The 21,896-nt window shown below is 68.4% G+C and carries 22 protein-coding genes and 1 tRNA gene; 14 read left to right on the top strand and 9 right to left on the bottom strand.

The genetic code is table 11. The features are described 5' to 3' along the window. Positions 1-10 precede the first annotated feature (10 nt). Entirely contained in the window at positions 11-1,255 is a 1,245-nt protein-coding gene (locus NO931_RS16085) for an NAD(P)/FAD-dependent oxidoreductase (RefSeq protein WP_256393375.1), read from the bottom strand. A 299-nt stretch (positions 1,256-1,554) separates the two neighbouring features. Here NO931_RS16085 and NO931_RS16080 point away from each other — a divergent pair, with 299 nt between their 5' ends. Further along, positions 1,555-2,148, top strand: a complete 594-nt coding sequence (locus tag NO931_RS16080) for a DUF6149 family protein (protein ID WP_256393374.1) — start codon at positions 1,555-1,557, stop codon at positions 2,146-2,148. 26 nt (positions 2,149-2,174) lie between these two features. Here NO931_RS16080 and NO931_RS16075 read toward each other — a convergent pair whose 3' ends face one another. After that, on the bottom strand, positions 2,175-4,346 hold the full coding sequence (locus NO931_RS16075) for a PAS domain-containing sensor histidine kinase (protein ID WP_256393373.1): 2,172 nt from the start codon (positions 4,344-4,346) through the stop codon (positions 2,175-2,177). 140 nt (positions 4,347-4,486) lie between these two features. Then, positions 4,487-6,001 (bottom strand): FAD-dependent oxidoreductase, encoded by a 1,515-nt coding sequence (locus tag NO931_RS16070; protein ID WP_256393372.1) that lies wholly within the window; start codon positions 5,999-6,001, stop codon positions 4,487-4,489. Between the two features lie 84 nt (positions 6,002-6,085). On the opposite strand from NO931_RS16070, the gene NO931_RS16065 reads away from it, so the two are divergent. The 4 genes from NO931_RS16065 (at position 6,086) to NO931_RS16050 (ending at position 8,118) form a co-directional block, all read left to right on the top strand. After that, complete coding sequence (locus NO931_RS16065; protein WP_256393371.1) at positions 6,086-6,961, top strand: homoserine kinase; 876 nt, start codon at positions 6,086-6,088, stop codon at positions 6,959-6,961. A gap of 92 nt (positions 6,962-7,053) precedes the next feature. After that, positions 7,054-7,380, top strand: coding sequence for a hypothetical protein (locus NO931_RS16060; RefSeq protein WP_256393370.1), 327 nt, complete (start codon positions 7,054-7,056; stop codon positions 7,378-7,380). Then, positions 7,377-7,745, top strand: coding sequence for a hypothetical protein (locus tag NO931_RS16055; RefSeq protein WP_256393369.1), 369 nt, complete (start codon positions 7,377-7,379; stop codon positions 7,743-7,745). Before NO931_RS16060 ends, NO931_RS16055 begins: the two co-directional genes overlap by 4 nt. A gap of 67 nt (positions 7,746-7,812) precedes the next feature. Then, the gene (locus NO931_RS16050) at positions 7,813-8,118 is read left to right on the top strand and encodes a lycopene cyclase domain-containing protein (RefSeq protein ID WP_256393368.1); all 306 of its coding nucleotides are present in this window, start codon (positions 7,813-7,815) and stop codon (positions 8,116-8,118) included. Positions 8,119-8,224: 106 nt separating this feature from the next. Here NO931_RS16050 and NO931_RS16045 read toward each other — a convergent pair whose 3' ends face one another. Together NO931_RS16045 and NO931_RS16040 are read right to left on the bottom strand one after the other, a co-directional pair. Then, complete coding sequence (locus tag NO931_RS16045) at positions 8,225-8,488, bottom strand: HalOD1 output domain-containing protein (RefSeq protein ID WP_256393367.1); 264 nt, start codon at positions 8,486-8,488, stop codon at positions 8,225-8,227. A 119-nt stretch (positions 8,489-8,607) separates the two neighbouring features. Then, positions 8,608-8,763: a hypothetical protein gene (locus NO931_RS16040; protein ID WP_256393366.1), complete on the bottom strand. Its 156-nt coding sequence runs from the start codon at positions 8,761-8,763 to the stop codon at positions 8,608-8,610. 300 nt (positions 8,764-9,063) lie between these two features. On the opposite strand from NO931_RS16040, the gene NO931_RS16035 reads away from it, so the two are divergent. Beyond that, the gene (locus NO931_RS16035; protein WP_256393365.1) at positions 9,064-9,555 is read left to right on the top strand and encodes an Ig-like domain-containing protein; all 492 of its coding nucleotides are present in this window, start codon (positions 9,064-9,066) and stop codon (positions 9,553-9,555) included. Positions 9,556-9,808: 253 nt separating this feature from the next. Here NO931_RS16035 and NO931_RS16030 read toward each other — a convergent pair. After that, positions 9,809-9,883: transfer RNA gene (locus NO931_RS16030), tRNA-Val, on the bottom strand. A gap of 164 nt (positions 9,884-10,047) precedes the next feature. On the opposite strand from NO931_RS16030, the gene trpD reads away from it, so the two are divergent. The 4 genes from trpD to trpG are packed head-to-tail and all read left to right on the top strand — an operon-like array spanning position 10,048 to position 14,121. After that, positions 10,048-11,046, top strand: coding sequence for an anthranilate phosphoribosyltransferase (gene trpD, locus NO931_RS16025; protein WP_256393364.1), 999 nt, complete (start codon positions 10,048-10,050; stop codon positions 11,044-11,046). Beyond that, entirely contained in the window at positions 11,043-11,759 is a 717-nt protein-coding gene (locus NO931_RS16020; RefSeq protein ID WP_256393363.1) for a phosphoribosylanthranilate isomerase, read from the top strand. The genes trpD and NO931_RS16020 overlap by 4 nt, the downstream gene beginning before the upstream one ends. Beyond that, the gene (gene trpE, locus NO931_RS16015) at positions 11,756-13,444 is read left to right on the top strand and encodes an anthranilate synthase component I (protein ID WP_256393362.1); all 1,689 of its coding nucleotides are present in this window, start codon (positions 11,756-11,758) and stop codon (positions 13,442-13,444) included. Before NO931_RS16020 ends, trpE begins: the two co-directional genes overlap by 4 nt. Continuing rightward, positions 13,441-14,121, top strand: coding sequence for an anthranilate synthase component II (gene trpG / locus NO931_RS16010; RefSeq protein WP_256393361.1), 681 nt, complete (start codon positions 13,441-13,443; stop codon positions 14,119-14,121). Before trpE ends, trpG begins: the two co-directional genes overlap by 4 nt. A 183-nt stretch (positions 14,122-14,304) precedes the next feature. On the opposite strand, the gene NO931_RS16005 is transcribed toward trpG, so the two are convergent. Next, a complete protein-coding gene (locus tag NO931_RS16005; RefSeq protein WP_256393360.1) occupies positions 14,305-14,526 on the bottom strand; it encodes a DUF8029 family protein in 222 nt (73 codons plus the stop codon). 448 nt (positions 14,527-14,974) lie between these two features. On the opposite strand from NO931_RS16005, the gene NO931_RS16000 reads away from it, so the two are divergent. The 3 genes from NO931_RS16000 (at position 14,975) to NO931_RS20895 (ending at position 19,287) form a co-directional block, all read left to right on the top strand. After that, the gene (locus NO931_RS16000; protein ID WP_256393359.1) at positions 14,975-18,103 is read left to right on the top strand and encodes an adenosylcobalamin-dependent ribonucleoside-diphosphate reductase; all 3,129 of its coding nucleotides are present in this window, start codon (positions 14,975-14,977) and stop codon (positions 18,101-18,103) included. Positions 18,104-18,190: 87 nt separating this feature from the next. After that, on the top strand, positions 18,191-19,108 hold the full coding sequence (locus NO931_RS15995) for a hypothetical protein (RefSeq protein ID WP_256393358.1): 918 nt from the start codon (positions 18,191-18,193) through the stop codon (positions 19,106-19,108). Further along, on the top strand, positions 19,105-19,287 hold the full coding sequence (locus NO931_RS20895) for an HVO_2523 family zinc finger protein (RefSeq protein ID WP_375142078.1): 183 nt from the start codon (positions 19,105-19,107) through the stop codon (positions 19,285-19,287). Before NO931_RS15995 ends, NO931_RS20895 begins: the two co-directional genes overlap by 4 nt. Here the strand turns inward: NO931_RS20895 and NO931_RS15985 are convergent. Beyond that, the gene (locus tag NO931_RS15985) at positions 19,284-19,946 is read right to left on the bottom strand and encodes a TVP38/TMEM64 family protein (protein ID WP_256393357.1); all 663 of its coding nucleotides are present in this window, start codon (positions 19,944-19,946) and stop codon (positions 19,284-19,286) included. The genes NO931_RS20895 and NO931_RS15985 overlap by 4 nt on opposite strands. Positions 19,947-20,114: 168 nt before the next feature. Here NO931_RS15985 and NO931_RS15980 point away from each other — a divergent pair, with 168 nt between their 5' ends. Continuing rightward, positions 20,115-20,471 (top strand): DUF5830 family protein, encoded by a 357-nt coding sequence (locus NO931_RS15980; RefSeq protein WP_256393356.1) that lies wholly within the window; start codon positions 20,115-20,117, stop codon positions 20,469-20,471. On the opposite strand, the gene NO931_RS15975 is transcribed toward NO931_RS15980, so the two are convergent. Next, the gene (locus tag NO931_RS15975) at positions 20,455-21,828 is read right to left on the bottom strand and encodes a DUF7115 domain-containing protein (protein ID WP_256393355.1); all 1,374 of its coding nucleotides are present in this window, start codon (positions 21,826-21,828) and stop codon (positions 20,455-20,457) included. The genes NO931_RS15980 and NO931_RS15975 overlap by 17 nt on opposite strands. Between the last annotated feature and the right edge of the window lie 68 nt (positions 21,829-21,896).

Here is a 21,896-nt window from a genome sequence, read left to right as displayed (position 1 = left end):
AACTGACGCGTTACTGCTCCTGGGCGGGGGCGTCCAGCTTCTCGAGGTCGATGTCTTCCTCGAGCAGCAGTTCCTTCTGGCCGGAGACGTCGCGCTCCTCCCGGATGAGCTGCTTGAGCGTGCTCTGGGGCGCGAGATCGCCGATCAGGACGCCGCCGATCACCTTGCCGTCCTTGAACACGACGCGGCGCCACTCCGTGTCGCTGTACTTGCGCTCGACGGAGTCGTCGCCGATCGTCGGGTGGCCAAAGGAGAGGAAGGGGAACTCGAAGTGCGTGATCGAGTACGAGGAGACCCAGCGGAACGACTCGACCTCGTCGTCGGCCGCCATGTTCTTCGCGGCGACCTGGCCCTGCTCCTTCGCGGAGCCCCAGGAGCCGTTCTGGGCCTGCTCGCCGAGGATGGTGTCGTAGAACTGGGTGAGATCGCCCGCGGCGTACACGTCCTCGAGGTTCGTCTGCATGTACTCGTCGACGACGACGCCGTCGTCGGTTTCGAGGCCGGTGCCCTGCATGAACTCGACGTTGAAGTTCAGGCCGATCGCCGCGCCGACGAAGTCGCTCTCGTAGCGCTCGCCGTTGGAGTCGATCGTCGCCTCGACGCGGCCGTCGTCGTCGGTGACGAACTCCGAGGCGCCGCTCTGGAACACTGGCTCGACGCCCTTGTTGCGCAGCCCCTCGTGGATGATCTCGGCACCCTCCTCGTTGAGCGCGTAGCGCCACCAACTGTCGCCGCGCATCAGGTACTTGGCGTCGACATCCTGGGCGCCACAGATCGCCGCGAGGTCGATCCCCAGCAGGCCGGCGCCGATGACGACGCCGGTGTCGGCCTCGCTGGCGTGTTCCTGAATCGCGCGGGCGTCCTGGAACGTCCAGAAGTGGTGGACGCCGTCGGCGTCGCTGTTGTCGACGGGGAGCTGTGCGGGCGTCCCGCCGGTCGCGACGAGCAGCTTGTCGTACGCCAGGGTGTCGCCCTCGTGGGTGTGGACCTCGTGGGCGTCGACGTCGACGTCCGTGACGTAGGTGTTCAGCGAGAGGTCGATGTCGCGCTCGGCGTACCAGTTCTCCTCGTGGATCGAGATCGGCGCCTCGGGGAGCTTGCCTTTGGCGAACTCCTTGATGAGAATGCGGTTGTAGAGCGCCTCACCTTCATCGGTGACGACCGTGATCTTCGCGTCCGGCGACTCCTCCCGGAGCGTCTCCGCCGCGGAACTGCCGGCGATCCCGTCACCGATGATTACGTACGACTCGGTCATATACCGGCGCTTCGAAGTCCGGGTTAAAGTGGGTTGCTATCTCTGGCGTCTTTTTGCCGTCGTTCGCAGCATTTGCAAGTCGTTTGCGACTCTCCCGTACGTTTGTAAGGAACAGGTCGCAAAACACCCGTCCAAAATTGATGAAGAGGGATTCCTTCGCGTTTTCTCGGACAATGTCAGTCGACTGGGGCGCCGCGCACTCGGCCCCTCGGCTGCGCTCGCCGTCGTCGTGCGCCCGGCTGTGGCGTCTGCGACCGACGTGGACACGTTCAAGGGCGCTGGGGCCCTACGAACGCAGCATGAAAATCCACCAGAATCCGCGCCACTGGGCGACCAAGAAGGCCATGACGACGCCCGGGCTGGGCTCGGTCGTCAACTACGGACTGGTCAAGCTCCACACGCGGATTTTCCTCGGGAAGGCCGACGAGGCCCGCGCCGAGGAGCGCCGCGATCACCTCGACGGCTTTTTCGACGCCACGATGGACACCTACGTCGCTGCGCTCGACGAGGGGTTCTCGGAGGCCGAGGCCCGCGAGATCACCCACATCCAGGCCAACTTCGACTTCTACAACCACGGCTGGACGGAGATGATGGAGTTCCCGAGCGACGAACTCGACGCCCACTACGAGCGCTACGAGGACTTCTTCGAGCGTTACGACGTCTCGATCGACGACCCGCTCGGCGCGTTCCGAAGCGGAGAGGTTCCCGAGGCGCCCTCGACGCCGGAGATGTTGGAGGACCCCGAACACCCCCACGCAGAAGGCGGATTCGCCGACGACGTGTACGTCGAGGACGAGGAGGGGAACCTTCGCGTCGGCGGCGGCGAGGAACCCGAGGACGTGGATGTGAACAGGGCCGTCGGCGTCGACGATGGCGACGCGGACGCCGAATGACGGGGCGCGCCGGTCGCTCTCCCTGACTACCTGCAGGGCAGTTCCACCGCGACGATCGCGCCGTCGTCGTCGCCCTCGTCGTCGTACTCCAGTCGACCGCCGTAGTCGTCGACGACCCAGGTGGCCAGCAGGAGGCCGACGCCGCTCCCGTGGCGCAGTTGCGTGCTGTCGGTTTCGCCCTCCTCGACGGCAACCGACCACTCTTCCGACGGGATCCCAGGTCCGTTATCCGCAATTTCGACGCGCACGTTCCCCTCGCGTTCCCGCACCGTCACCTGGACCCGCGGCACGTCCCGGTCGGAGTGTTCGATCGCGTTTTCGAGCAACTGGGCGAACAGCGCGTCGAGCCGCGAATCGCCCTCCACGACGGCCGGCCCATCGACGGTCACCGCGACATCCGCGTCGGGATTGCGCTCCGCGAGACTCGCCCCGATCGCTTCGAGTCGGTCGCCGAGATCGACCGGTTCGGTTCCGTCGCTCTGCTGTAACGAGATGTCCAGCAGCTCTTTGGCCGTCTCGCTCTTGTGAAGGAGGTCTCCGGCAGCCGTTTCGATCCGTTCGGCGTACTCGGCCAACGTCGGATCGGAGAGCTCCTCGCGGAGCGTACCGGTGTAGCCTTTGATGACGTTCAGATCGTTCCGAAGGTTGTGACGCAACAGCCGGTGGAGGAGCCGCAGGAGCTCTTCTCGACGCTTGAGCTTCGAAATGTCCCGTCCTTCGGCGACGAGCAGCGTGACGCCCCCGCTCTCGTCGGTGATCGGTCGCACCGAGAAGTCGACTGCGGTGTCGGTTCTGTCCCGCCGGACGTGGATCTCGTCGCGGAAGAACTCGCCGTCGCGGGCGCGCTCGACACCTCGCCGGACGGTCGTGCGCGTCTCGTCGTCGCCGAAGGGAAACGCCGTCCAGATCTTCTGCCCGACGACCTCCGTGCGGTCGTAGTTGCCGAACGACAGCGCTGCCTCGTTGACCTCCAGTACCGTCCCGTCCGGTTCGAGCAGCCCGGTGAACTGGTAGGTGTTGTTGAACACGGCCTCGAAGCGCCGATCGCGTTGTTTCTGCCCCGAGATATCGCGCCCGATGCCGACCAGCCCGAGGCTCGTCCCGTCCTCGCCGAGCAGTTGTGCCGCCCTGAACTCGTAGGGAATCAAGTCGCCCTCCTTCGTTCGGAGTTGTGCCTCAAGGGTGGTGGTCTCGCCGCTCTGGATCACGGTGTCGATGTGGTCCCTGACGCGCGGGCGATCCTCCGCGGCGACGAACTCCGGAGCCCGCATCGTCGCGATCTCCTCGTCGGTGTACCCGGTGACGGTCGAGACCTCCTCGTTCCAGCGCATGAACTCGCCGTCCTCGTCGAACGCGTACAGCAGATCCGGCAGCGCCTCGAAGATGCTTCGGGTGAGGATCCGCTCCTCGCGGAGCGCCCGCTCGCGCCGCTTCGGGGCGGTGACGTCCTGTACCGCGCCGCTGACGTGGACAACCTCGCCGTCTCGCGTTTCCGGCGTCCCTCTCGCGCGGACCCAGCGCCGTTCGCCCTCGTCGGTCAGTATCCTGAGCGTTCGGTCGAACGGCACGCCGTCCTCGATGGCGCGCTCGACGGCGGTTCGGATCTCCGCTCTGTCGTCGGGATGGTAGAACTCGACGGCCGCTTCGAGCGACGGCGTCGACTCCAGCTCGACGCCGTGGATCCGTTTCACCTGCTCCGTCCACCGGAGTTCCTCGTCGGCCACGTCGAGTTCCCAGCCGCCGACGTCCGCCAACTGCTGGGTGTTGGTGAACAGCTCGTTCTGTCGCCGCAGCCGCCGCTCGGTCTCCTTACGCTCGGTGACGTCGACGATGATCCCCTCCAGCGCGACGACTTCGTCTCCCTCGGCGACCGGCGCGCCGCGCTCGAAGACGTGCCTGACGTCGCCCCCGCGCGTCCGGATCCGGTAGGTCGCCGAGAACTGGGATCGCGACTCGACGCCGGACCGGATCTCCCGTTCCAGCGCCTCGCGGTCGTCGTCGAGGACGATATCGCCGTACGCGAGCTCGTCCGACTCGAACGCGGTCGCAGAGTAGCCGGTCGTGGACCGGACCCGCCCGCCGACGAACTCCATCTCCCTGGGCGGATCGGGTCGGCAGCGGTAGGCGATCCCCGGAAGATTATCGACGAACCGCTCTATGCCGCGTGCTGAGTCGGAGAACGGTGTGTCGTCTGTCATTGGAGGCGATCTCTCCGGGGACGGTCCTATCAGAGCCCCTTCGTAACAGCGACGGATGATCCTTTCGGCCGGGCGTCGCCGCGGCGATCGGGCGCCTGCGCCGGACGCCGACCCCGAATCAGTGTTCGGAACTCTTCGTCTCAATTTTCGCCGGCTTGCGCGACTAGATCTGCGCAGCGGCGTCCGGCCCGCACCGCCCCGTCGATCGTCCGGTTCGGGTACTGTGCATCGCTCGCGTTGCCGGCGTAGAAACAGCCCTCGGCGACGGCGTCGGTTAGGACGTGGGGGATCCGTCGCTCGCGGTAGCCCGTCCGGTAGACGGGGGCTGCGTCGCGCACTCGCGTCACCGTCGACCAGCGCACCGACTCGCGGTCGAACGCCGGGAACAGCCCCTCCAGTGCGTCGGCCCAGCGGCGGGCCAGCGCGTCGTCGCCCAGTTGCCAGCGCTCGTCCAGTTGGTTCGCGACCGGCGCCAGAGCGTACAGCAGGTGATCGCCGCCGTACTCGGCCGGATCGACTATGTTGGTGCGCTCGACGAGGCGTCCGAACGGGGCGTCGTCGGCGACCGTGAGTTCGTACGTATCGAGCAGCGACTCCGGGAGACCAAACAGCACCGAAAGCAGCCCTCGCGTCTCGCCAGCCCACTCGTAGTCGGTCGCTCGCTCAAGCCCGCGCGGCGGCGTCGCGAACACGACCGCGTCGACGTCGACCGCGCTGCGGTCGCCCTCCCGCTCGACGAGGAGTCGGTCGACGCGCCCGGTCGCGTCGGCGTCCCGTTCGGTCTCCGCCTCGGCGTCAGAGGTTGCGCACGCCTCGGCGCCGTCGCCGAGGTCGGCGCCGCCGTCCGTTTCGGCGTCGTTCCAGACGAACCCCGTCTCGTCGGTTTCGGCCGGTGGTTTGCGGATATCGGCCGACCGGCCGTCGGACGCCGCGGCCGCCGCGGCGTCGCCCTCGGTTGCCGTCTCGACGTTGACGACGCGGGCGCCCAGCGAGACGTTCTCCCGGCCGACGCCCGCGATCAGCGCGTCGACCAGCGTCCCGACGCCGCCCTCCGGGTAGATCCTGCTGTCGGTCCGCCACGTCCGGCCGGCGCGCCGGCGCGCGAGGTCCCCGAGCAGCCACGCCGCGCTGACGTCCGCGGCGCGCTCGCCGAACGCGGCCCGCAGGCGCGGCTCGACGACCTGCTCGCGGACCGACGCCGTCGCGTGCTCGTCGACAAAGTCGACGGCCGTGATCTCGTCGTACGTACCGGGCTCGTCAAGCGCTCCCTCGGGCGGTCCGAGCGGACCGAGCGAGACGCCGCGGGCCAGCAGGCTCTCGAACAGCTTGTCCTGCAAGCTCAGCCGGGGAAAGGCGAGCGTTTCGGAGAACCCGGTCCGGGGATGAGCGATCCCGTCGACGTACTGTCCGGCCCGAATCTCGCGGGTCGTCATCCTGTCCGCGAGGCCCAGGTCCGCGGCGAGGTCGGCGACGGCGTCGTCGCCCGGCGAGAGCGTCGTCGGGACGCGCTCGACCTGTTCTCCGTCGGTCTGGACCGTCGCAGCGAGCCCGCCGAGCTCGCGGCTCGGTTCGAACACGCGGACCTCTCGGCCCCGCTGGCGGAGTTCGCGCGCGGCGACGAGTCCGGCGACACTGCCGCCGACGACCCCGATCATGCACCGGGGTTGCGCTCGCGCCGGAATCAGTTTTTCCATCGCGGATCCGTGGGTTTTTAGCCGCGGTCCGGCTACGTCTCGGGTATGCTTACAGTGCGGGCGCCCGCGACGAGCGCGAACCTCGGCAGCGGGTTCGACGTGTTCGGGGCCGCACTCGAACGACCCGCCGACGTGGTCCGGGTCGAACGCGCCGAGGAGACCACGATCGAGATGTCCGGCGCCGGCAGCGAGTTCATCCCCGAGGACCCCGAGAAGAACACCGCCGGCGCCGTCGCGAAGGCGCTCGACGCGCCCGCCCGCATCAAGATCGACAAGGGCGTCCGCCCGGCGTCGGGGCTGGGTTCCTCGGCCGCCAGCGCCGCGGGCGCCGCGCTCGCGCTCAACGAACTGTACGATCGGGGCCTCTCCCGGTCGGAACTGGTGCCGATCGCCGCCGAAGGCGAGGCGCTGGTCTCCGGCGAGGCCCACGAGGACAACGTCGCGCCCGCGTTGCTGGGCGGGTTCACGATCGCGGCGGAGGACGGCGTCACGCGCGTCGACGCCTCGCTCCCGCTGGTGGTCTGCCTGCCCGACATCGTCGTCTCGACGCGCGACGCTCGACGCGTCGTCCCCGACACCGCGCCCGTCGAGGACGTGGTCGACACCGTCGGCCGGGCCGCGACGCTCACTGTCGGGATGCACCGCGACGACCCCGAGATGGTCGGCCGCGGCATGGAAGACCGGATCGTCACGCCCGCCCGCGCGGAACTGATCAACGGGTACGATCAGGTTCGCGAGGCGGCGCTGGAAGCCGGCGCGACGGGCGTCACCGTCAGCGGGGCCGGGCCGGGCGTGATCGCAGCCTGCTACGCGTCCGATCGCCGCGCGATCGCCGGCGCCATGCTCGACGCGTTCGACGACGTCGGCGTCGAGAGCCGCGCCTACCAGACCCGGATCGGCGACGGCGCGACGATTCACTGACGCGGTTTTCGACGCTTCGCCCGGGCCCGATTCTCCGCGCAGAGCAGCCAGCCCCCGAACTTATGCTCTCGAGTGCCATCTAGTGGCACGCTATGGCCGGGCGCCAGCCGGACTCGCTCGCCAGCCTGCGCGCCGCGAGCGGCGCGACGCCGACCCAGCTGTTCGGACGCCTCTGTGTCCGCGCCGGGTTCCTCCTCGGCGTCCCGTCGCTGCTGGTACTGCTCGGGTCGGCGCCCGTGCTCGCCGCCGGTTCGGTGCCGGCGACAGCGGCGCGGTTTTCCGAGATCGCTGGCGCTCCGCCGCCGACGCTCTCGGGCGTCGAACTCGCCTTCTACGCGGGTGCGCTGGGGTTGCTGGCGGCCTGCTGGCTGCTGGGACTCGGCCTGCTGATCGACGGCGTCTTCGAGGAATCCGGATGACAGTCAGGGGCGACGCCTCGCTCGCGGCCCTCGCGCTGCTGGCGTTCGGCGTCGCGCTCGCTCGACAGGGCGTCGCGCCCGCGCCGCTCCCCGCAATCCTCGGCGCCCTCGGGACGCTCTCGTTCGAGATACTCGCCGGACGGTATCACGAGCGCGTTCGCGAGGTCTGGGAGCGCCCGCTCGTCCGGGCGCTCGCCCTCGTCGCGGCCTTCGCCGGCGCCGCGGCGGCGGGACGCCTCGGCGTCCGCCCCATCGCGAGTTTCGCCCTCGGCGCGCTCGGGACGTACCTCTGTCTGCTGGTGCTGGTCGTGACGGGCGTCCTGGCGCCGCCGCGGGAGTGGTTCGGCGGGGACGACGAGCGCTGACCGCCGACGCGTCCGGATCGACGCATCCCGCAGGAGATTCAAGGCCCGGTCGGACGTAGTGTCGGTCGTGCGACCCGATATCTCCGTCTTCGGCCGGTACACGTACCTCCTGACCGAGGTCGTCTGGGGAACCGTCGCGCTGGGGCTGCTCGCGCGGGCCGGCGCGCTCCGCCGCGCGGCCGCGACCGTCGTCGCGCTGTACCCGATCGCGTACGTCTGGGACTGGTACACGCTGGAGATCGGCGTGTTCGACATCAAACTCCGGACCGGCCGGGAGCTGCTCGGTATCCCGGTCGAGGAACACCTGTTCATGGTCGTGGTCCCCTCGCTCGTCGTCGCTATCCACGAGACGCTCCACGACGTGCGGTCCTGAGCCGCCGCGATTCGGCGGCGTGACGGTCGGCTCGACTCAGTGCAGCTCGACGCCGTGGCGTCCGGTCTGATCCAGCGCGGTTCGACGCCGTGGCGTCCAGTCCGACTCAGCGCGGCTCGACGATCACCGCGTTCGTCCCCCGCACCCGAACGCGGTAGTCGTCTACTGTGAACTCCAGCACGAGGTCGTCGCCCGTCCCCTCACAGAGCCGTTCGAGCGCGTCGAGATCGATCACCTCGTACAGCGTCACGTCCAGTTCGGTCGGTTCGACGGACTCGACGTCCGCGAGCGCTTCGATCACAGCGGTGCTGACGGAGGAACCATCGATCGCGCGTTCGACGGCAACGTTCCCCCGAGCTTTCGTCGCCATACCTGAGGCGTCAGGATACGTTACTAAATATATTTGTCAGACACGTTTCAGCGATCGGCTACGTGGCGTCAGACACGCGTCAGAAAATAACTATGTGTCGGGGTCGTTCGGCGGCCGGCTCACTCCAGCGGGATGACGGTACCGTCCTCGTCGATCAGCGCCGGCTGGCGATCTTGCTGCGCGCGTCGTGCGAGCAGGTACGCGCCGACCGAGCACGCGGCGACGCCGGAGGCGAACCCGTGGAGCCAGGAACTCGTCTCGTCGTCCATGGTCATCGTACACCGGGTGGATACGCATACTATATTAATCTATCCCCCTCGACTACGCGTAGTTGCCCGCTGCCTGCGTCTGCAAGCCGAGCGCGTCGCTCGCGCGCGCTCCGAGCGGCTCCGACGCATCGGTACCGACCGATACGGTCGACGATTTGGTGATCGTTTCGGCGACCGACTCGACCGCCCGCAGGCGTAAGACGGGCTTGCGCTCTGGCCTCGTCTGGTTGCGTCTCGCGCAATCGTAGCTACCGATACGCCCCGGTCGCCTGCAACGTATTTAACCCATCTCGCGGACATCCAACTGTGCGACGACGCACATACCTGTCTACGGTAGCGAGCGGAACTGCACTCGCCGTCGCCGGCTGTACCGGCAGCGACGACACCGACGACTCCGACGATCCGGACGAGGAGTCCGACGGGAACGTCAGCGACGGCGATGGGGGAGACGACGGGGGAGACGGCAACTCGTCCGACGGCGAGATGGGCCAGCAGCTCGACGAGCCGCTGGACGTCGTGATCGAGAACAACTACGAGAACACGTACACCGTCGCGGTCACCGTGACCGACGACGCCGACGAGGCCGTCTTCGAGGACGAGGTCACGGTAGCGACCGACACCTCCCAGCGCCTCGAAGACGTCGTGTCGGAAACCGGGACCTACACCGTCGAGGCGACGAAGGCGGGAGACGTCTCGCGCTCCTTCCAGTGGGAGGTTGACGCCGACGCCGAGGACGTGTACGTTCACATCTCCGAGAACGGCGAGTACACCGTCGAAGAACGCGACGTCGACGCGTAGCGATCGCTGTCCGCCCCGTCCCCGCTATTTTATCGGTGCGATGCCGTCGCGCGGTTCGGAAATGCAGTCGTAGACGCCCGATACGCTACGATGGGTGCTGTTCGAGAGTAGTTGACGCGAGAATCGAAGTGGATTGGGAGATTTGAACCACGCGAACACCTCGCTGACGCTCGGCGTTCTCTAGTTCAAATCTACGACCGCATTTACCGAGCGCTGACGACTCGCTTCGCTCGTCGGTTAGCGTTCGGAAAAGTGGGTTTGGGCAGATTTGAACTGCCGGCCTCCTCCATGTCAAGGAGGTGTCATAACCAGACTAGACCACAAACCCGGTCTGGCGCTTCCTTGCTGCACTCACAGGTATCCGGGGGATACAATTGAAGGTTTCGGATTCCGACGCCGTGCGGGGGTTCTCCGCACGCTGGCGTGCAACAGCTTTAATACATTGTACGAATTTGTACACTACAAGACGAAACCGTTCATCGGAGATCACTCATGAAGGATTATATCGAACGCGTGACCGAGGGCGAGGATCTGACACAGGACGAAGCGCGCGCGGCCGCCAGCGCCGTGTTCGAGGATGCGACCGAGGCCCAGATCGGGGCCCTGCTGTCGGGGCTGCGAGCGAAGGGCGAGACCGAGACCGAGATCGCCGGCTTCGCCGAGGGAATGCGCGACGCCGCGCGGACGATCGAACCCGACCGTCGCCCGCTGGTCGACACCTGCGGCACCGGCGGCGACGACTACAACACGATCAACGTCTCGACGACGAGCGCGATCGTCGCCAGCGGCGCCGGCGTCCCGGTCGCCAAGCACGGCAACTACTCGGTGTCCTCGAACTCGGGCAGCGCGGACGTGCTCGAAGAGGTCGGCGTCGACGTCGAGGCCAAACCGCCTGCGGTCGAGCAAGCCATCGAGGACGACGGGATCGGGTTCATGCTCGCGCCAGTGTTCCACCCCGCGATGAAGGCCGTGATCGGCCCGCGCAAGGAACTGGGCATGCGGACGATCTTCAACGTGCTCGGCCCGCTGACCAACCCCGCGGGCGCCGACGCCCAGATTGTCGGGGTGTACGATCCCGATCTCGTTCCCGTGCTCGCGGAGGCGCTCGCGCACATGGGCGTCGAGAGCGCGCTGGTCGTCCACGGCTCGGGCATGGACGAGATCGCGGTCCACGATCAGACGATCGTCGCCGAGGTGCAGGACGGCGAGATCGAGGAGTACGTGCTGACGCCCGCCGACCTCGGACTGGACGTGCACGACATCGAGGCCGTCTCGGGCGGCACGCCCGCCGAGAACGCCGCGGACATGCGCGGCATCGTCGAGGGCGAGATCGAGGGGGCGAAACGAGACATCATCCTGGCGAACGCCGGCGCGGCGATCTATATCGCGGGCGAAGCGGCGTCGCTGGAAGCCGGCGTCGAGGCCGCCCGGCACGCGATCGACTCGGGCGCCGCGGCCGAGAAGCTCGAAGACCTTCGCGGGGGCGTATGAGCGACGACGCTGCCGGTTCCGCCGCTCCCGGCCCCGTCGGTCGCGCCACGCGCGTGAAGATCTGCGGATCGATCCACGAGACCGACGTCGCGGCGGCGGTCGACGCCGGCGCCGACGCGGTGGGCGTGATTGCGGACGTTCCCGTCGACACGCCCCGCGAAGTCGACGCCGACCGGGCGCGCGACCTGCTCGACGCCGTCCCGCCGCTGGTCACCGGCGTCCTCGTGACGATGCCGGAGACGCCCGAAGCGGCTCTCGAACTCGCCGAAACCATCGAGCCCGACGCCGTCCAGCTCCACGGCGACCTCTCGCCCGACGAAGCGGCGGCGGTCGTCGACGGCGTCTCGGTTCCCGTGATCAAGGCCGTCGACGCCGACGAGCCCGAGCGCTGCGCGGCGTACGACGGCGTCGTCGACGCCTTGCTGGTCGACTCCGTCGACGCGGAGGGCGGCGGCGGCACCGGCGAGCCACACGACTGGGAGCGAACGCGCGCCGCGATCGCCGACGTCGAGTCTCCCGTACTCCTCGCCGGAGGACTGACGCCCGAGAACGTCGCCGAGGCGGTCGAAATCGTCGATCCCTTCGGTGTCGACGTGGCAAGTGGGACCGAGCGCGCGAACCTCCCTGACGACGCCGACGGCCGCAAGGATCCCGACGCCGTTCGCCGGTTCGTCGCCAACGCGACCGCGCCCGTGGAGGTGGTCGCGCGATGACGCCCGAACTGACGCCCGGTCGCGAGACGTTCCGCCAGCACGTCGCCGACGCGGCGATCAGCGGCGACGAGGGTACCGACGCGGCGGTCGTCCGCACGTCGGTCGAACTCGACGTCAACGCCACGCCCCTATCGGCGTACGCCGCGCTGACCGGTCGGACGACCGACCTGCCGCCCGCGGAGTACGCGTTTCTGCTCGAAAGCGCCGAGAAGACGGCCTCCAGCGATCCCGACGGCGCGTTTCGCCCAACCTCGGCGTCGGCCGACCGTCACGCGCGATACTCGTTCGTGGGCTACGATCCCGCCGCGGTCGTGACCGTCGATCCCGACGAGACCGACGTCGAGGTGCTCGGCGACGATCGGTACGACGACCTGATCGACCCCAACGGTGGCGACGCAACCGAAACGCTGCGCTCCGCACTTCCCGACGCGGACCTCGCCGGGTTCGAGAACGGCGACCGACGCCAGCTCGACGGCGGCCTCGTCGGCTTCCTCGCGTACGACGCGGTGTACGACCTCTGGCTCGACGAAGTCGGCGTCGAGCGTCCCGACTCGCGATTTCCCGACGCGCAGTTCGTGCTCAACACGAAGACGCTCGTGTTCGACGAGGTCGCAGAGACGCTCTCGCTGGTGTTCACGCCGGTCGTGCGCACCGAGGACGACGTCGACGCGATCTACGACGATCTCGTCGCCGAGGCCGAGCGGGTCGCGGACCTGCTCGGCGACGCCGATGCGCCCGAGTGCGGCCCGTTCGTGCGCGACCGCGAGATCGCCGGTCCGCAGGACGAGTACGAGGACGCCGTCCGCGCCGCGAAGGAGCACGTGCTCGACGGCGATGTCTATCAGGCCGTCGTCTCCCGCAAGCGCGAACTGTACGGCGACGTCGACCCGCTCGGCTTCTACCGCGCGCTGCGGTCGGTCAACCCCTCGCCGTACATGTACCTGCTGGGGTACGACGACCTGACGGTGGTCGGCGCCAGCCCCGAGACGCTCGTCTCCGTCGAGGACGACGTGGTGACCGCAAACCCCATCGCGGGCACCTGCCCGCGTGGGCCCAGCCCGGTCGAGGATCGCCGGCTCGCGGGCGAGATGCTCGCGGACGGCAAGGAGCGTGCCGAGCACACGATGCTCGTCGATCTGGCGCGCAACGACGTGCGCCGGGTCAGCGAGTCCGGGTCGGTCCGCGTCGACGAGTTCATGAACGTGCTCAAGTACTCGCACGTCCAGCACATCGAGAGCACCGTCACCGGCCGGCTTTCGCCCGACTCGGACGCCTTCGAGGCGACGCGCGCATCGTTCCCCGCGGGCACGCTCTCGGGCGCGCCGAAGATCCGCGCCATGGAGATCATCGACGATCTCGAACTCTCCCCGCGGGGGCTCTACGGCGGCGGAGTCGGTTACTTCTCGTGGACCGGCGACGCCGAACTGGCGATCGTCATCCGGACGGCGACGATCGAACACGGCGCCGAGGAGGACCGGATCACCGTCCAGGCCGGCGCCGGTCTGGTCGCCGACAGCGATCCGACCGCCGAGTACGAGGAGACCGAACAGAAGATGGACGGCGTGCTGACCGCTCTCGACCGGATCGAACGCGACCCGGACGGCGATGCCGGGGCGGCGCCGGACGCCGAAGACGGGGCGGCGCCGGACGCCGACGCGGAGGCCGAACCGGAGGTGGGCCGATGAGCGACGCCGACAGCAGGACGACGATCGACGAGCGGGAGTCGACCGCCGAGCAGGAGCCGGCCGACGGGCGCGGCGACGCGGCGGCGTCGGCGTCCGACGATCGCCGGGTGCTGTTCGTCGACAACTTCGACTCCTTTACCTACAATCTCGTCGAGTACGTCAGCGAGCACGCCGAGACCGAGGTCGTTCGCAACACCGCAAGCATCGAGGAAGTCCGCGAGATCGATCCGGACGCCGTGGTGATCAGCCCCGGCCCGGGCCACCCCGAGAACGAGCGCGACGTCGGCGTCACGATGGACGTGCTGCGTGAACTCAGCCCCGACGTGCCGACGCTCGGCGTCTGTCTCGGCCTCGAAGCCGCCGTCTACGAGTACGGCGGGACGGTCGGACGCGCGCCCGATCCGATCCACGGGAAGGCATCCGCCATCGAGCACGACGGCGAGGGCGTGTTCGCCGGACTCGACCAGGGGTTCCGGGGCGGGCGCTACCACTCGCTGGTCGCGACGGAGGTGCCCGACTGCTTCGAGGTGACTGCCACCGCGGAGCACGGCGAGGAAGAGCTCGTGATGGGGATCCGTCACCGCGAGTACCCGATCGAGTGCGTCCAGTTCCACCCGGAGAGCGTGCTCACGTCGATCGGCCACGACGTCATCGAGAACTTCCTCGCGGACGTCTGAGCGCCGCTGCTATCCCGCTGTTGTTCGACGGAACGAAGGATGAACAGGCGGCGCGGTCCTCCGCGACGCGGTGTGCCACACATCGGCCTCGACCTGCGTCGCGACGATTTGTCAGGAGATACCTCGGATGGCCGCTCGATGCCTGATAAACCTGCGGCGGATCGTCCGGACGCCGACGCCGCTTCAGAGCACGCCGACGCCGGCCATGCTCGCCGCGACCAGCACGGCGGCGACGACGCCGGCGATCATCAGGAGCTTCCAGGCGAGATTCAGGAGTAGCCGCGCCGCGAACACGACGACCGCCGCGACGGCGATCACGGCGAGCAGTTGCGTGGCGGGGTCCGACGGGAGCGTCTGCGCGATCGTCACGCCGACCGTCGCCGGGAAGCTGGCAGGAGTGGTCATACGCCGGAGATGTCGTCGAGCCGTTAAAACTGTTCCCCCGATCCCAAGCGACGGTCGACCCGCGCTGAAGTACGGACGAGCGGCGCTCTCGCGACTTCGTGGCCGACGAGCGCTCGACCCGGAATCCTGGCAGCTGATGTCCGCAAGCCGACCGGTATGCGGAGGATCATTTCACTTTCACTGCGGACTGCCTAAGCTTATTACGCCGGGTCCCATGGGCACCGGTAGGGCCGCACCCCCAGAGTCAGGGGCGTGCCGAACGTACCCACACGCGACCAGTGACACGTCCGTACAACTTCAGTTGCGGTAATGCAAACGTGGACGATTCAGGTCGTTTTATGAGGTTCCATCCAGTAGGCAGTGCCCGTCAACAACCACCCCGAACCATGACGCACACAACCCACAAAATCGCACGAGGCTATCGCCCCGCGCCCGAGGTGAGCGCCGCATGAGCGACGCGGAGCTCTCGGCCGACGAACTGACGCTCCCGATCAAACGCACCGACGGCGACACGCTCGAAGAGCGCCTGACCGGCAACGCGTACCACAACATCCTGCCGGCGCGCTACCTGCGCAAGGACGCCGACGGCGAGCTGATCGAGTCCCAGGAAGATCTGTTCGATCGCGTCGGGAAGAACATCGCGCTCGCCGAGGCCGTCTTCGAGTCGCGCAAGCAAGACACCGAGATCACGGTCACGCCGGACCAGCTCAAGCCCGACCACCCGCGCCGCGACGAGCTCGCAGCTGAGGTGTTCGGCAAGGGCACGACCGCCGAGGACGACGTCGAGACGACGCTCTCTATCTACAACGTCAACAAGTTCGCCTACGACACCGTCGTCCCCGAGCTCCCCGACGAGATCCGCGAGCACGTCGAGGACGTCTCCGAGGAGTTCCAGGGCATGATGGAGAATCTCGACTTCATGCCGAACTCGCCGACCCTGATGAACGCCGGCGACGAGCTCCAGCAGCTCTCGGCGTGTTTCGTCGACTCCCCCGAGGACGACATCGACGACATCCACCAGACCGCCAAGGAGGCCGCCCAGGTGTTCCAGTCCGGCGGCGGCATGGGCTACGCCTTCTGGCGCCTGCGCCCCTACGGCGACGCCGTCGGCTCGACCGGCGGCATCGCGTCGGGCCCGATCACGTTCATGCGCACGTACGACCAGATGTGCGAGACGATCGCCCAGGGCGGCGCGCGCCGCGGCGCCCAGATGGGCGTCATGCGCGTCTCGCACCCGGACGTCATCCAGTTCATCCACGCGAAGAACAAGGACGTCTCGCTGGCCGAGACGCTGCGCCTGAACGACCCCGACGACTTCACGCACAACTCCTTCCAGGAAGCTCTGGACGAAGCGCGCGAACTGATCGACGACGAGGGGAAGGTCCCCAAGCACCTCCGGAACGCCGTCGAGGGCCACCTCTCGAACTTCAACATCTCCGTCGGCGTCACCGACGACTTCATGGAGGCGCTGAAGGCCGGCGAGGAGTTCACGTTCACCAACCCGCGCACCGGCGAGCCCCACATCGCCACCGAGGAGACCAAGGAGCTGTACGACATGTTCGGCCTCGGCGACCACGTCGAGGTCGGCGAGGAGCTGTCGATCCCCGCCGAGGAACTCTGGGACGACATCGTCGAGGGCGCCCACGAGAACGGCGAGCCCGGCGTGATCTACCTCGAGCGCGTCAACAAGGAACACTCCTTCGACGTCGAGGAACACCCCGACCACCGCATCCTCGCGACGAACCCCTGCGGCGAGCAGCCCCTCGAGGAGTACGAGGCCTGCAACCTCGGACACATCAACCTCTCGACGCTCGCTGACCAGCAGGCGCCCGACTGGCGCGTCTGGTCCGACGAGCACGCCGACGAGTACGACAGCATCGAGGCCGCCGTCGACGCGTTCCTCGCGGAGGCCGTCGACTTCGAGGAGTTCGACCGCCGCATCGAGATGGGCACCCGGTTCCTCGAGAACGTCGTCACGATGTCCGATTTCCCGGTCGAGAAAATCGAGCAGAAGGTCCGGGAGATGCGCAAGATCGGCCTCGGCGTCATGGGGCTGGCACAGCTGTACATCCAGCTCGGCGTCGAGTACGGTAGCGACGAGGGCAACGAGATCGCCCGTCAGGTCATGCGCCACATCAACCACGGCTCGAAGTCGGCCTCTCACGAACTCGCCGAGGAACGAGGCTCCTTCGACGAGTGGGACAAGTCCAAGTACGCGAACCCCACCGAGTACCGCGAGTGGTTCGAGCGCCAGACCGGCCTCGACGCCGACGACTGGGAGGACGGCTTCGCCATCCGGAACCACAACACGACGACGATCGCGCCGACCGGCACGACCTCGATGGTCGGCAACACTACTGGTGGGTGTGAGCCGATCTACAACGTCGCCTACTACAAGAACGTCAGCGACGACGTGCAGGGCGACGAGATGCTCGTCGAGTTCGACGACTACTTCCTCCGCGTGCTGGAGGAGAACGACCTCGATGTCGAAGCGGTGAAAGAGGAGGCCCAGGAGCAGATGGCCAACAACGCCTTCGACGGCATCGACGGGCTGACGACGGTGCCCGACGCCATCGGCGAGCTGTTCGTCACCACCGGCTCGCTCTCGGCCAAGGAACACGCCGGCGTGCAGGTCGCCTGCCAGGAGGGCGTCGACTCGGCGATCTCGAAGACGGTCAACGCGCCCAACGACTCGACCGTCGACGACGCCAAGGACGTGTTCGAGTACATCTACGAGCACGGCGGCAAGGGCGTCACCTACTACCGCGACGGCACCCGCAGCAAGCAGGTGCTGACGACGCGCGCGAAGAACGCCGACTTCGCCGACGAGTCCGAGGCCGCCGAGGCCCTCATCGAGCAGATTCAGGACGTGTTCGGCGGCATCGAGGGCTTCCTCGACAACGAGGACGTCCAGGCCGCCCTCGACCGGCAGGTCGAGGAGCTGGTCGACATCGCCGACGGCGACGCCGACCTCGCCGAGCAGTACGCCAAAAAGCGCCCGCGCCCTGACGTGCTCCACGGCGTCACCCAGCGCATCGACACGGGCTACGGCAAGCTCTACGTCAACATCAACGAGGACGAGGACGGCCGGCCGTTCGAGCTGTTCGCCAACATCGGCAACTCCGGCGGCTTCACGGCCTCCTTTACCGAGGCGCTGGCCAAGACCATCTCGACGGCGCTGCGCTCGGGGGTCGACCCCGACGAGATCGCCGACGAACTCCAGGGGATCCGGTCGCCGAAGGTCGCCTGGGACAAGGGCGAGCAGATCCAGTCGATCCCGGACGCCGTCGGCACCGCGATGCGCCGATATCTCGACGGCGAGATCGAGAAGGCCTACCCCCAGCAGCAGAACCTCACCGAGCTCGAAGACGAGGTTAGCGGGGTCGATCCCGCCGAGCCAGAACCCGACGGCGGCGTCGCCGCCGACGCCGGGCAGGAGGCCGACGCCGACAAGTCGGCCTCTCAGGACCTGATCGACGCCGGCGAGAGCCCCGAGTGTCCCGACTGCGGATCGCTCTCGCTGTACTACTCCGAAGGCTGCAAGACCTGCGAGTCTTGCGGCTGGTCGGAGTGCTAACGGCGACGAATCGACGCGATAGCCGGCGTCAGACGGCCGTCTGACGCGCCAGTGCGCTTTTTAGGCCGGTCGCTCTATCCCAAGTAGATGCCGTCGCTCCGTCTCGACGTCCCCGAGTCGCTGGTCCGCAAACTCGACACCGAGCGCGATCTGCTGGGCTTCGACTCGCGGGAGGCGTACCTGCGCTGGATCCTCGATCACCGGACGAACATCGACGCCGGTTCGGACCGCGAGCGGGCGCTCTCGGCGTACGCCGAGCGGGTCGAAGAGCTGGAGGCGAAACTCGACGAGGCCGACGTCGAGTCCTCAGCAGACGATCCGACGCCCGACGACGCCGAGACGGAGAACGCCACGCTCGACGCCGACGCGTGGGCCGATTCCTCCGGACCGCGGTCGGACGCCGACGCAACCGCTCGCGACGTCGGGGGAGACGCCGTCGACGATGCGGCGACCGACCGCGAGCCCGCGGACGGCGGGACCGTCGACCACAACCTCGCGCCGGGCGAGGCCCGCATCTCCGACGACACGGTAAACGAGCTGGCCACCGACTTGGCGGGCGTCGAGGGGCAGCGCCTCGACGCGTTCGCCCGCGAGGCGGTGCTACAGACCGGCGATCAGCTACAGGGCAGCCCCGAGAGCGGGCTGACCTACCGCTCGGACGCCGCGCTGGCGGGGACCGACGCGGACCGCCCCGGCGAGGAGATCACCGACCTCGACACTTTGGAGGTCCCTGGACACGACGACGCGCTCGTCGCGCGACGCCGAATCGCGGTCGGCGCCGCGCTGGCATTGCTTCGCGAGCGCGAGACGGCCCGGCGCTCGCACTTCGTCGACGCGCTGTACGACGAACACCCGGCGGGCTACGAGACGGCCGACTCCTGGTGGGGCTGTATCAAGCGCGGGCTCCGGCAGGTCGATCGGGTGTTGCCCGCCCACGACGACCGGCGCGTCTGGGAGTTCCACACGACGCCCGGCCGGGTGACGCGGCTTCCGAGTCGGGACTGAGCGCCGACTCTGGCAAGACTCAAATCGATTCCGCACGTGGGTCCGCTGTGACCGACGATGACGCGGACGGCGGCCGACCCTGTCCGATGTGCGAGGAGCCGCTGTACAAGCGCCACTGCAAGTACGTCTGCCCGCAGCACGGCGTGATCATGGACTGCAGCGACACCTTCTGGAACTAAGCTCCCGTGCTCCGGTTCCCGAACCGCTCGTACGCCGGCCCCGCGAGCAAGAGCACCGCGGCGGCCGTCGTCGCGACGGCCAGCGGCAGCCCGACACCGCCCAGCCCCCGCGCGGTGATCGTCGACAGCGAGTTCCCGACGACGACGGCCGCCACGGTCCAGGGCAACTCGCCGACGAGCACGCCCAGCGCGAACGCGCGCGGCGGCACCGCCGACAGCCCGGCGGCGCAACTGACGGCGTCGGCCGGGATCGGCGCCAGCCGCGCCGCGACGACGCCCCGGAGGTCACCCGCGGATCCGAAATACCCCCCGCCGACGCTCGCCAGGCGCTCGATCGGGGCGCAGTCGTTGCCCGCGCCGACCCAGCGCGCGGCGGCGTAGGTCGGCATCGAGGTGAGGGCGGCGCCCGCGAGCGCGACGGGAACGCCCGCCGCGATTCCGAGGCCGTAGCCGACGACGATCGCGACGAGGGTCGGCGGCCACAGCGCGAGCGGCCGGACGAAATACAGCGCGGCGACGACGGCGAGAAACATCGCCGGATCGTCGGCGGCGGTATCGATCGCGCCGATAGCAGTGTCGGGCGAGAGCGTCAGTGCGACGGCGGCGACGACCGCGAGCAGGCCGACGCCCGCCAGCGATCGCCGCGTTCCCGATTCCATCACTCCTCAGATGACGGGCGCTCCTTGAACCTCTTTTGGTGGAGCGGATCGTCAGCGCGACCTCGCGTCGGTCGGTGCATCGGGACGCCGACGTCGCCGCGGCGTCGCGGCATCGCCGCTGCCGCGCAACGCTTAATCCGCTCGGCCGTGCAGTGACTGCCAGAAGACATGGACGGCGACCCCGTCGAGGTCGGACTCGAACTGCTCCGCGCGCTCGAACACGAGGAGCTCAGCGTCGCCGACGCGGTCGACCGCATCGAGACGGTGACGACCCATCCGTCGACGACCCGCGAGATTCTCGACACCGCCGAGAAGCGCGGCATCATCGAGCGCGAGGACGGCATCGTCCGACCGCAGGGCCGCACGTACGTCAGCTTCGAGAGCCAGGTCGTCCAGAAGGAGGGAGACTTCGAGTGTCGGCGCTGCGGCGCCGGGCTCTCGACCGGTCACTTCATCCGGTTCGACTCCGGCGACCTCGGCCCCTTCGGCTCCTCGTGCATCCGGAAGGTCACCGGCCGCGACTGAGCTCCTCGATCAGCCGCTCGATGGCACGGCGCTGCTCGTCCAGCCGCTCGTTTTGCTGCTCGACGACGGCCCGGAGTTCGGCGACTTCGGCCGCCAAGTCGTCGCTCTCGTCAACCTCGCCGTCCGACTCGACCGGCTCGAAGCCCGCCTCCTCGAAGTCGAACGCCGGCTCCGACGCGCGCTCGGTCTCGCCCGCGCCGGCCTGCTCGGGGTCCGCCGCCTCGGCTGCGCGTCCGGATTGTGCCTGCTCCGTCGCGGTCTCGGTCGTCGCACCCTGCCGTTGCTCGGCGCCGGTCGACTGGCTCGGGGCGTCTCGCGCCGGGTCGTTCGCTCGGCCGTCCGCGGCGCCGGCGGACCGCTGTTCGGTGCCGGCGGACCGCTCTTTGGCGGCCGGCTGCTGGTCGGCGTCCTCGTGACCGTTCGTGAGCGAGGTTTCGGAGGTCGCATCGCGTCCTCCGGCGTCGCTCGCAACTGCTTCGGACCGGGTCGCCGCCGATGCGCTCGCGTCGCTCGTCTCCGGCGCTGAATCGGCGGTCGGCGTCGAGTCGCTGTCCGGCGTCGAGCCGGTCGGTGCCGAACCTGCGTTCGCGGTGTCGTCGCCGAGATCGTCCACCAGATCCTCGTCGTCCGGCGCGGGCGGGTTCGCGTCGAGCGGATCCACGCCCTCGCCGAAGGCGACTTCCGGCGCGTCGTCGCCGGCGTCTGTGCCGTCCTCGTCGGGCGCGACGGCGGCGAGCAGTTCCTCCATCGAGTTCACGTCGTAGTAGTTACACAGCGCCTGGGTCAACCGCTCGCGGACCTCGCGGGCGTGTTCCTTGGGTGCCTTGATCCGCTGCTGGCGTCCGTCGACCTCTAGAACGATCTGGGTCGCGACGCTGCCCTCCTCGAAGGTGAGCCCGGTGACGTCGGCGTAGTGGAACTCCTCGTAGTCCTCGTCCCAGACGACTTCGCCGATGTGCTTGACGAGGCGCTCGCTGGTGATAATCAGCGTCAGCTCGCTGAACCGGTAGGTCTTGACGACCGTCTCGCCGGGATCGGTGACGCCGCCGGCGTTCATGATCCCCGCCAGCACCGGGTGAAGCGCGCGTTCGGCGCTGTTCGAGGGCAGCGTGAACTCCTTGGTGTCGTCGAGCGGGTACTCCAGACTGAACCGCGTCTTTCGGCGCCCCTCCTTGACGGTCAGACGCTCGGCGTCGTGGGGGTACTCCTCGACCGTTTCGTCGCTCAGCAGTCCCTCGCCGCGGTAGATCAGCGTCCGCGTCGGCGTGATGTACAGCACGTCCTCGCCGCCGAGGGGGACCTCCGCCGCGACGTCCTCGCCGTCGAGGGCCGATTCGACTGCTCCGGGTACGCTCATGCACCATTCTTTCTGCCCCATAGCTTAAAACCGCGGGCCGTTCTCGCCGGGGCGCCCTCGTGAGCCAC

It is taken from the genome of Natronoarchaeum rubrum (assembly GCF_024494695.1).
The sequence above is the reverse complement of the archived record's forward strand: the minus strand, read 5'-3'. Positions and strand labels throughout refer to the sequence as shown.

What these genes read in the sequence shown, in the direction of transcription:
- NO931_RS16085 (WP_256393375.1), bottom strand. Translation starts at nt 1,255, where the DNA reads ATGACCGAGTCGTACGTAATCATCGGTGACGGGATCGCCGGCAGTTCC.
- NO931_RS16080 (WP_256393374.1), top strand. Translation starts at nt 1,555, where the DNA reads ATGAAAATCCACCAGAATCCGCGCCACTGGGCGACCAAGAAGGCCATG.
- NO931_RS16075 (WP_256393373.1), bottom strand. Translation starts at nt 4,346, where the DNA reads ATGACAGACGACACACCGTTCTCCGACTCAGCACGCGGCATAGAGCGG.
- NO931_RS16070 (WP_256393372.1), bottom strand. Translation starts at nt 6,001, where the DNA reads ATGATCGGGGTCGTCGGCGGCAGTGTCGCCGGACTCGTCGCCGCGCGC.
- NO931_RS16065 (WP_256393371.1), top strand. Translation starts at nt 6,086, where the DNA reads ATGCTTACAGTGCGGGCGCCCGCGACGAGCGCGAACCTCGGCAGCGGG.
- NO931_RS16060 (WP_256393370.1), top strand. Translation starts at nt 7,054, where the DNA reads ATGGCCGGGCGCCAGCCGGACTCGCTCGCCAGCCTGCGCGCCGCGAGC.
- NO931_RS16055 (WP_256393369.1), top strand. Translation starts at nt 7,377, where the DNA reads ATGACAGTCAGGGGCGACGCCTCGCTCGCGGCCCTCGCGCTGCTGGCG.
- NO931_RS16045 (WP_256393367.1), bottom strand. Translation starts at nt 8,488, where the DNA reads ATGGCGACGAAAGCTCGGGGGAACGTTGCCGTCGAACGCGCGATCGAT.
- NO931_RS16040 (WP_256393366.1), bottom strand. Translation starts at nt 8,763, where the DNA reads ATGACCATGGACGACGAGACGAGTTCCTGGCTCCACGGGTTCGCCTCC.
- trpD (WP_256393364.1), top strand. Translation starts at nt 10,048, where the DNA reads ATGAAGGATTATATCGAACGCGTGACCGAGGGCGAGGATCTGACACAG.
- NO931_RS16020 (WP_256393363.1), top strand. Translation starts at nt 11,043, where the DNA reads ATGAGCGACGACGCTGCCGGTTCCGCCGCTCCCGGCCCCGTCGGTCGC.
- trpE (WP_256393362.1), top strand. Translation starts at nt 11,756, where the DNA reads ATGACGCCCGAACTGACGCCCGGTCGCGAGACGTTCCGCCAGCACGTC.
- trpG (WP_256393361.1), top strand. Translation starts at nt 13,441, where the DNA reads ATGAGCGACGCCGACAGCAGGACGACGATCGACGAGCGGGAGTCGACC.
- NO931_RS16005 (WP_256393360.1), bottom strand. Translation starts at nt 14,526, where the DNA reads ATGACCACTCCTGCCAGCTTCCCGGCGACGGTCGGCGTGACGATCGCG.
- NO931_RS16000 (WP_256393359.1), top strand. Translation starts at nt 14,975, where the DNA reads ATGAGCGACGCGGAGCTCTCGGCCGACGAACTGACGCTCCCGATCAAA.
- NO931_RS15995 (WP_256393358.1), top strand. Translation starts at nt 18,191, where the DNA reads ATGCCGTCGCTCCGTCTCGACGTCCCCGAGTCGCTGGTCCGCAAACTC.
- NO931_RS15985 (WP_256393357.1), bottom strand. Translation starts at nt 19,946, where the DNA reads ATGGAATCGGGAACGCGGCGATCGCTGGCGGGCGTCGGCCTGCTCGCG.
- NO931_RS15980 (WP_256393356.1), top strand. Translation starts at nt 20,115, where the DNA reads ATGGACGGCGACCCCGTCGAGGTCGGACTCGAACTGCTCCGCGCGCTC.
- NO931_RS15975 (WP_256393355.1), bottom strand. Translation starts at nt 21,828, where the DNA reads ATGAGCGTACCCGGAGCAGTCGAATCGGCCCTCGACGGCGAGGACGTC.